This is a genomic window from Aminobacter sp. P4_H6_2 (genome assembly GCF_056400805.1).
Genome location: NZ_JBFUKO010000315.1, coordinates 1 through 6,326 on the forward strand (window position 1 = coordinate 1; position 6,326 = coordinate 6,326).

5 protein-coding genes are annotated in these 6,326 nt (G+C 61.1%); 2 read left to right on the top strand and 3 right to left on the bottom strand.

What is annotated here, in order from left to right; translation table 11 throughout:
- Nucleotides 1-32: 32 nt before the first annotated feature.
- The 3 genes from AC1DUU_RS20200 to AC1DUU_RS20210 form a co-directional block, all read right to left on the bottom strand.
- A complete protein-coding gene (locus AC1DUU_RS20200; RefSeq protein WP_476785183.1) occupies nucleotides 33-947 on the bottom strand; it encodes a hypothetical protein in 915 nt (304 codons plus the stop codon).
- Nucleotides 948-1,169: 222 nt separating this feature from the next.
- Entirely contained in the window at nucleotides 1,170-2,528 is a 1,359-nt protein-coding gene (locus tag AC1DUU_RS20205; RefSeq protein ID WP_476785184.1) for an esterase-like activity of phytase family protein, read from the bottom strand.
- Between the two features lie 95 nt (nucleotides 2,529-2,623).
- Nucleotides 2,624-3,748 carry an anhydro-N-acetylmuramic acid kinase gene (locus AC1DUU_RS20210; RefSeq protein WP_476785185.1) on the bottom strand — a complete coding sequence of 375 codons (1,125 nt, stop codon included), beginning with the start codon at nucleotides 3,746-3,748 and terminating at the stop codon, nucleotides 2,624-2,626.
- A 105-nt stretch (nucleotides 3,749-3,853) separates the two neighbouring features.
- On the opposite strand from AC1DUU_RS20210, the gene tyrS reads away from it, so the two are divergent.
- Both tyrS and hisC read left to right on the top strand, forming a co-directional pair.
- On the top strand, nucleotides 3,854-5,107 hold the full coding sequence (tyrS, locus tag AC1DUU_RS20215; RefSeq protein WP_476785186.1) for a tyrosine--tRNA ligase: 1,254 nt from the start codon (nucleotides 3,854-3,856) through the stop codon (nucleotides 5,105-5,107).
- A 112-nt stretch (nucleotides 5,108-5,219) separates the two neighbouring features.
- A complete protein-coding gene (gene hisC, locus AC1DUU_RS20220) occupies nucleotides 5,220-6,296 on the top strand; it encodes a histidinol-phosphate transaminase (RefSeq protein WP_476785187.1) in 1,077 nt (358 codons plus the stop codon).
- Nucleotides 6,297-6,326: the final 30 nt, after the last annotated feature.

Consider the following 6,326-nt stretch of genomic DNA (forward strand, 5'->3'; position numbering starts at 1 on the left):
GCCCAAACCTCTTAGGTCAGCGTAGCGGCGGCTCAAGCCATGGCCGCAACCTGCCCCATGCGCCTCTTTTCATAAGTCTTGTACGCCAAGACCAATGAGAAGAAGAAAACGGATACGACAGCGGCACCGACCGGCAATTGCGGCACGAACTCCGCCGGAAAGACAAATGGCAGGAACGGAAATGCATAGGCTGCCGGAATGCGCGCCTTGAACAGATGCAGCAAGCCATAGATCAGCGCCAGATCGATGGYGGCGATGAGCAGCCAGTTTTCTAGGGTAAGAAACAGCACCGTGCCGATCAGCRCCGACAAGGTGAGCACGGCCGTCTGCTTGAGCGCCATCTTGCGCATATACATCGGCATCTGCAGGGATTCGTACACGACAACGGTGATCGGCGGAATGATGGCCATGTGCGGATAGCCAGCCAGCACGACGATGCCGATCCACGCGAGATGCATCACCAGATAGACCAGCATGTATTTGTATTTGACCGGCGCTTCTCGCGGAACACCCCGGTTGAGCTTGAACAGCACGACACCCAGCATCAATGCGAAGGTGGTGACGAAGATGGCGATCAGGAAGGAATAGTGCGTCGCGTTGGTAACGATAGGCAGGAATCCGGTCGCAAGCGCGGGTGCCAGATTGGTGCGAATAGCGCGCATGGCAACCAGCATCAGGCATAACACCAGCAGGATCTTCACGACGAAGGACTGATCCAGAAGGTTGACAGCAAAGCCGATGGTAGCCGTGATGGACGGCACGAGGAAGATCTTTTCGGGCTGCCTGAGCCACCCCTTCTCCCGCCAGGCCCACAGCGCCACCGCCATGGCCGCGATTTCCGGCAGCACGATCTCGGAATCGCCGAAAAAGACTGCCGCAAACACCATCAGCAATATGAAACCGAACGCTGCCGCATAGGCGGCCAGCGGACTTGTATCGGCAATCATGGGAGCATGCTTCAGTCACTTCCAGCGCGTTGGTAATTACTCGCTTTCGCAAGGCAGATTCGCGCTATACGACCTCCACTGACTGGAAGGTCAAAGGCGCTTTTTGTCGCTACCCGGATGAAACGACTACATCCCCATGGAAAAAAGGCTCCTGCCAAGCAGGAGCCTTTCTTCTCGCTTCGATCGCGGACGGCTAGCAGCGGCCCGCTGCTTGCAGATTCCTTATTTCGCCTTCAGGAGATCGCCGACTTCGAGCAGCACGAACTCGTTGTCATCGGCCTTGTCGATGGCGCGGCCGGCCGAGAACGGCAGGTTGTTGTCGTTGCCGACGATGATATGGCTGTCGTCGACGAGATCAACATTCTCGATGGTGACGAAGGGCATGTCGTAAAAACCCTCGCCGCCGCCCCGGCGCTTCTTGTTGTCGGGATCGGCGATCTTCATGAGGTCGATGTAGCCGACCTTGCGCACAGCCTTGCCGGCGTTTTCGTCTGTCATCTCGATCTTGTAGATGCGCTTGAGCTTGGCGGGCTTGGCGAAACAATCGGGCTTGGGATCATTGGCATCAGCGCAGGCCTGGTCGGCAGTTCCGGCACCATTGTCGCGCTCGATGACCAGCGCTTCGGTTTCGCTGATCATGTTGAAATCGCCAATGGCCTCGCCGCCGTCGGCCAGCGGGTAAAGCCAGCTGCGGCCGGTCCATTCCTTCTTGGCCGCGTCGAATTCGATGACGCGAAGCGCGGTCTTGCCATCAACTTTCTCGACTGCACCGTCAGCCATGTAGCGCGGACCTTCGAGCAGGCCGTAGAGCTTGGCGCCGTCCTTCGACATCGCCAGGCCTTCATAGCCGCCCGAACGCTTGAGGTTGAAGGCCGGGTTCTTGGCGGTCGGGTTGCCCGGAAGCATCAGCGTCGGATGGTCGGGCGAAAGTACCGGCTCACCTTCGACGGTCGTCGCAAAGACGTCGGTCAGCTTGCCGTCGAGGTCGAATTTGAGCAGATAGGGCCCGAACTCCTCGCCAACCCAGAAGCCGTCTGCCACCGGCTGGATCGATTCGACGTCGAAATCAGCGCCAGTGAGAAAGCGCGTGTCGGAACCTTCGAGCACGATGGGGAACGGCGCCTTGCGCTCAGGATCGCTGAGGAAAACCGTCTTCTTGCGGTCGACCGTGCCCTTGTCCCAGTCGAACGACAGGTGGTGCAGCATCAGGGCGGCGTCGGAAGAGTTCAGCTTCGCACCGAAACCGTTGTCGGAGAGCGACCAGAAGGTACCGTCGCCCATCGACTTGATGCCGGAGAAGCCCTGTACGGGCTGGCCATCGAACGGCAGCGAAAGTCCGGTCGGACGAACGCCATCCTTGCCCGGAACGGTGCCGAGACCTTCGGCGCGCTTGCGGTCGGGGGTCGTGAACTTGCCCGACGTGCGCAGATGTTCCGGCGCATTTTCGGGCGCTGCAACGATGGTGTTTGCCGGCAGGATCGCGTGGCCGGTGAGCGTTGCCTTGAATTCCGTCTCGTCCGCGAAGGCGGAAGCGGTGGATAGCGCGAGAACGGCCGCAGCCAGATAGAGAGAGCGTCGCATGGTGGACCCCGATTGGTTGAAGGAACGCCCTCCAGCTAGGTCCACGCCATGTCGGGCGGGTGACACGAAGATGAAACTTTGATGAAGTCCCCGGTTCAGGGTTCGGCGCGCAGGCCGCCGGTCACAGGCTCGCGGCAACCAGTGGTGGTCGGGAAGGTCAGCGGCAGGCGGAGCGCCGATCTGACCGCGAGATAAGCCCAGGCCTCGGCCTCGGTGGCGTCGCCGTTGAGGCCGGCATCTTCGGCAACGATCACTTGGGCTCCCGCCTTTTTTGCCCCTGTCTTGAGGTCGCCGACGATATGCGGGTTCTTGCGTCCGCCGCCACAGACGATCCAGAGTTTTGGCGGCTCAGGCAAATGCTCGACCGATTTCAGGATCGCTTCGGCCGAGACGCCGGCCAGCGTGCGGGCGCCGTCGGAAAGCTCCAGCCCTTCGGCCAAAGCGAGGGTGAAATCGTTGCGGTCGAGCGATTTGGGACCGGGTTTTCCAAAGAACGGATTGTCGAGGTAGCGCTCGACCACCTCGGTCACCACGCCGCCCTCGCTGGCAATGGCACCGCCGGCATCATAGGGCACGCCGCCCTCGCGGCTGACCCACTGGTCGATCAGCGTGTTGCCGGGACCGGTGTCGAAGGCAATGGGATCGCCCTTTTCAGGCACGTAGGTGACGTTGGAGATGCCGCCGACATTGATGAACACCGCAGGCTTCATTGCGGCGCATGGCTCAGGCAGCGAACGGGCGAGTGCTGCGTGATATGCCGGCACCAGCGGTGCGCCCTGCCCGCCATGAGCCATGTCGTTGGCGCGCATGTCGTAGACGACTGGCATGCCGGTCTCGCGGGCAAGCAAGGCGCCATCGCCAATCTGGACCGTTACGCCAAGATGCGGGCGATGTAGCACCGTCTGGCCGTGGAAGCCTATCAAATCGGGCTTTTGCCACTCGGCGGGCAAGCTGCGCAGGAAATCCTTTACCGCAGCGGCGTGGCGCAGCGTGATCTCGCGCTCCAGATCGGCGAGATCGCCCGGCCTGTCTTCGCGTCGGACAATCGACTTGGCCGTCTCCAGCGAAGCCTCGATGCGGCGGCGAAAAGTTGCGTCGTAGGCAACCGCTATGGACGGACCCAACGTGATCTCGTTGACCCCGTCGCTTCGCAGGATGGCGAGGTCGATGCCATCCATCGATGTTCCGCTCATCAGTCCGATCGAAGTCATAACCGCCATGAAGTCCGCCGTCCTTGTGATTCCGGGCCTTCAGATGCTAAAGCCCCAGCTTCGCCGATCCAATGCCGGATCGACCGAACCACACGTCCGCCAAGAGAAAGAACCATGTCCGGCTTCAAATCCGATTTCCTGCGCACCCTTTCCGAGCGCGGCTTCATCCACCAGACCTCCGATGATGCCGGCCTCGACGACCTCTTTTGCAAGGAAACCGTGTCGGCTTATATCGGCTTCGATCCGACGGCATCGAGCCTGCATGCCGGTGGCCTGATCCAGATCATGATGCTGTACTGGATGCAGAAGACCGGCCATCGCCCCGTCCCGCTGATGGGCGGCGGCACCGGCATGGTCGGCGACCCGTCCTTCAAGGACGAGGCGCGCAAGCTGATGACGCCGGAAATTATCCAGTCCAACATCGACGGCATCAAGCAGGTGTTTTCCAACTACCTGACCTTCGGCGACGGCCCTCAGGATGCGATGATGGTCAACAACGCCGAGTGGCTCTTGCCGCTCAACTATCTCGAATTCCTGCGCGACGTCGGCCAGCATTTTTCGGTCAACCGCATGCTGAGCTTCGATTCCGTCAAGCAGCGGCTGGAYCGCGAGCAGTCGCTGTCGTTCCTCGAATTCAACTACATGATCCTGCAGGCTTACGACTTCGTCGAGCTCAACAAGCGCTACGGCTTGCGCCTGCAAATGGGCGGCTCGGACCAGTGGGGCAACATCATCAACGGTATCGACCTTGGCCATCGCCTGGGCACGCCGCAGCTTTACGCGCTGACTTCGCCGCTGCTAACCACTTCGTCGGGTGCCAAGATGGGCAAGTCGATGAATGGCGCTGTCTGGCTCAATGCCGACATGCTGTCGCCCTATGACTTCTGGCAGTACTGGCGCAACACCGAGGATGCCGACGTCGAGCGCTTCCTCAAGCTCTACACGGCTATGCCGCTCGACGAGATCGCGCGCCTGGCTGCCCTTGGCGGATCGGAGATCAATGATGCCAAGAAGGTGTTGGCGACCGAAGTGACGGCCATGTTGCACGGTCGCACTGCCGCAGAGCAATCGGCGGAAACCGCGCGCAAAACCTTCGAGGAAGGCGCGCTGGCCGAGTCGCTGCCGACGGTCGAGATTGCCGGAGACGAGTTGAAAGCCGGTATCGGTCTTTTGTCGCTGGTGGTGCGTGCAGGCCTCGCAGCCTCGAACGGCGAAGCCCGCCGCCACGTTCAGGGCGGCGCCGTGCGGATCAACGACCAGTCGGTCAATGACGAGCGCCGTGCCGTCAGCACGGCTGATCTCACGCCGGAAGGCGTGATCAAGCTGTCGCTTGGCAAGAAGAAGCACATTCTGGTGCGCCCGGCCTGACCAAGGCCATCGCGCGAAGCTGGAAAGGCTGAACTGCGTCAAATGATGTGCGTCGGGTACTGCGCGTCTACGCAGGCCCCGCCGCACCGTCCCAAGAGTTTTGGACAGAGCAATGAGTCGTTTCTGGAGCCGCTTGACGCATGATTTGAAACCCTATGTGCCGGGCGAACAGCCCCGCATGGCGGAACTGGTCAAGCTCAACACCAACGAAAGTCCATTTGGCGCCTCCCCACGCGTGCTGGAAGCGGTTGGTGGCGAGGCGGCGGATACGCTGCGTCTCTATCCGGACCCGCAAGCCACCGAACTGCGGGCTGCGTTGGCCACCTATCACCAGGTGCGCCCCGAACAGGTGTTCGTCGGCAACGGCTCCGACGAAGTGCTGGCGCATGTCTTCGCCGCTCTTTTGAAGCATGATGCGCCGTTGCTGTTCCCTAACATCACCTACAGCTTCTACACTGTCTATTGCCGCCTTTTTGGCATCAACTACGAGGCCGTTCCGCTTGATCAGGCCATGCAAATCCGTGTTGCCGATTACCGGCGACCGGCCGGCGCGATCATCCTGCCCAATCCAAATGCGCCGACAGGGATTGCGCTGTCACTGGCCGATAACGCCACTTTGCTTGAGGAGCATCCTGACGCCCCAGTGGTGATCGACGAGGCCTATGTTGATTTCGGCGCCGAAACCGCGATTCCGCTGGTCGCCTCCCACCCGAACCTTCTGGTCGTACAAACAATGTCCAAGTCCAGGGCCCTGGCCGGGCTGCGGGTTGGCTATGCGATCGGCGACGCCGAGTTGATCGAGGCGCTCACCCGGGTGAAGAACAGCTTCAACTCCTATCCCCTTGGCCGGCCCGCCATAGCTGGCGCCATCGCTTCCCTTGAGGACGAAGACTATTTCCAGCAGTGCCGAACTCGCGTGATCGAGGGCCGAGAGCGGCTGAACCGTGGACTGGCCCGGCTCGGCTTTGAGGTGCTGCCGTCTTCCGCCAACTTCGTTTTCGCTCGTCATCCAGCCCACGAGGGCGCAGCACTGGCCGCCGCGCTGCGTCAACGAGCTGTCATCGTGCGCCATTTTCCAGCTCCCCGCATCTCTGACCATCTCAGGATAACCGTGGGCACTGATGAGCAAATCGACCGGCTCTTGTCGGCCCTCTCGGACATTTTGGGCAGCGAGGCCGCGCCTGCCTGATCGCACCTTCGCGGATCGTCTGGTTGGGCC

Coding starts and splice junctions, on each gene's coding strand:
- AC1DUU_RS20205 (WP_476785184.1), bottom strand. CDS start 2,528: ATGCGACGCTCTCTCTATCTGGCTGCGGCCGTTCTCGCGCTATCCACC.
- AC1DUU_RS20210 (WP_476785185.1), bottom strand. CDS start 3,748: ATGGCGGTTATGACTTCGATCGGACTGATGAGCGGAACATCGATGGAT.
- hisC (WP_476785187.1), top strand. CDS start 5,220: ATGAGTCGTTTCTGGAGCCGCTTGACGCATGATTTGAAACCCTATGTG.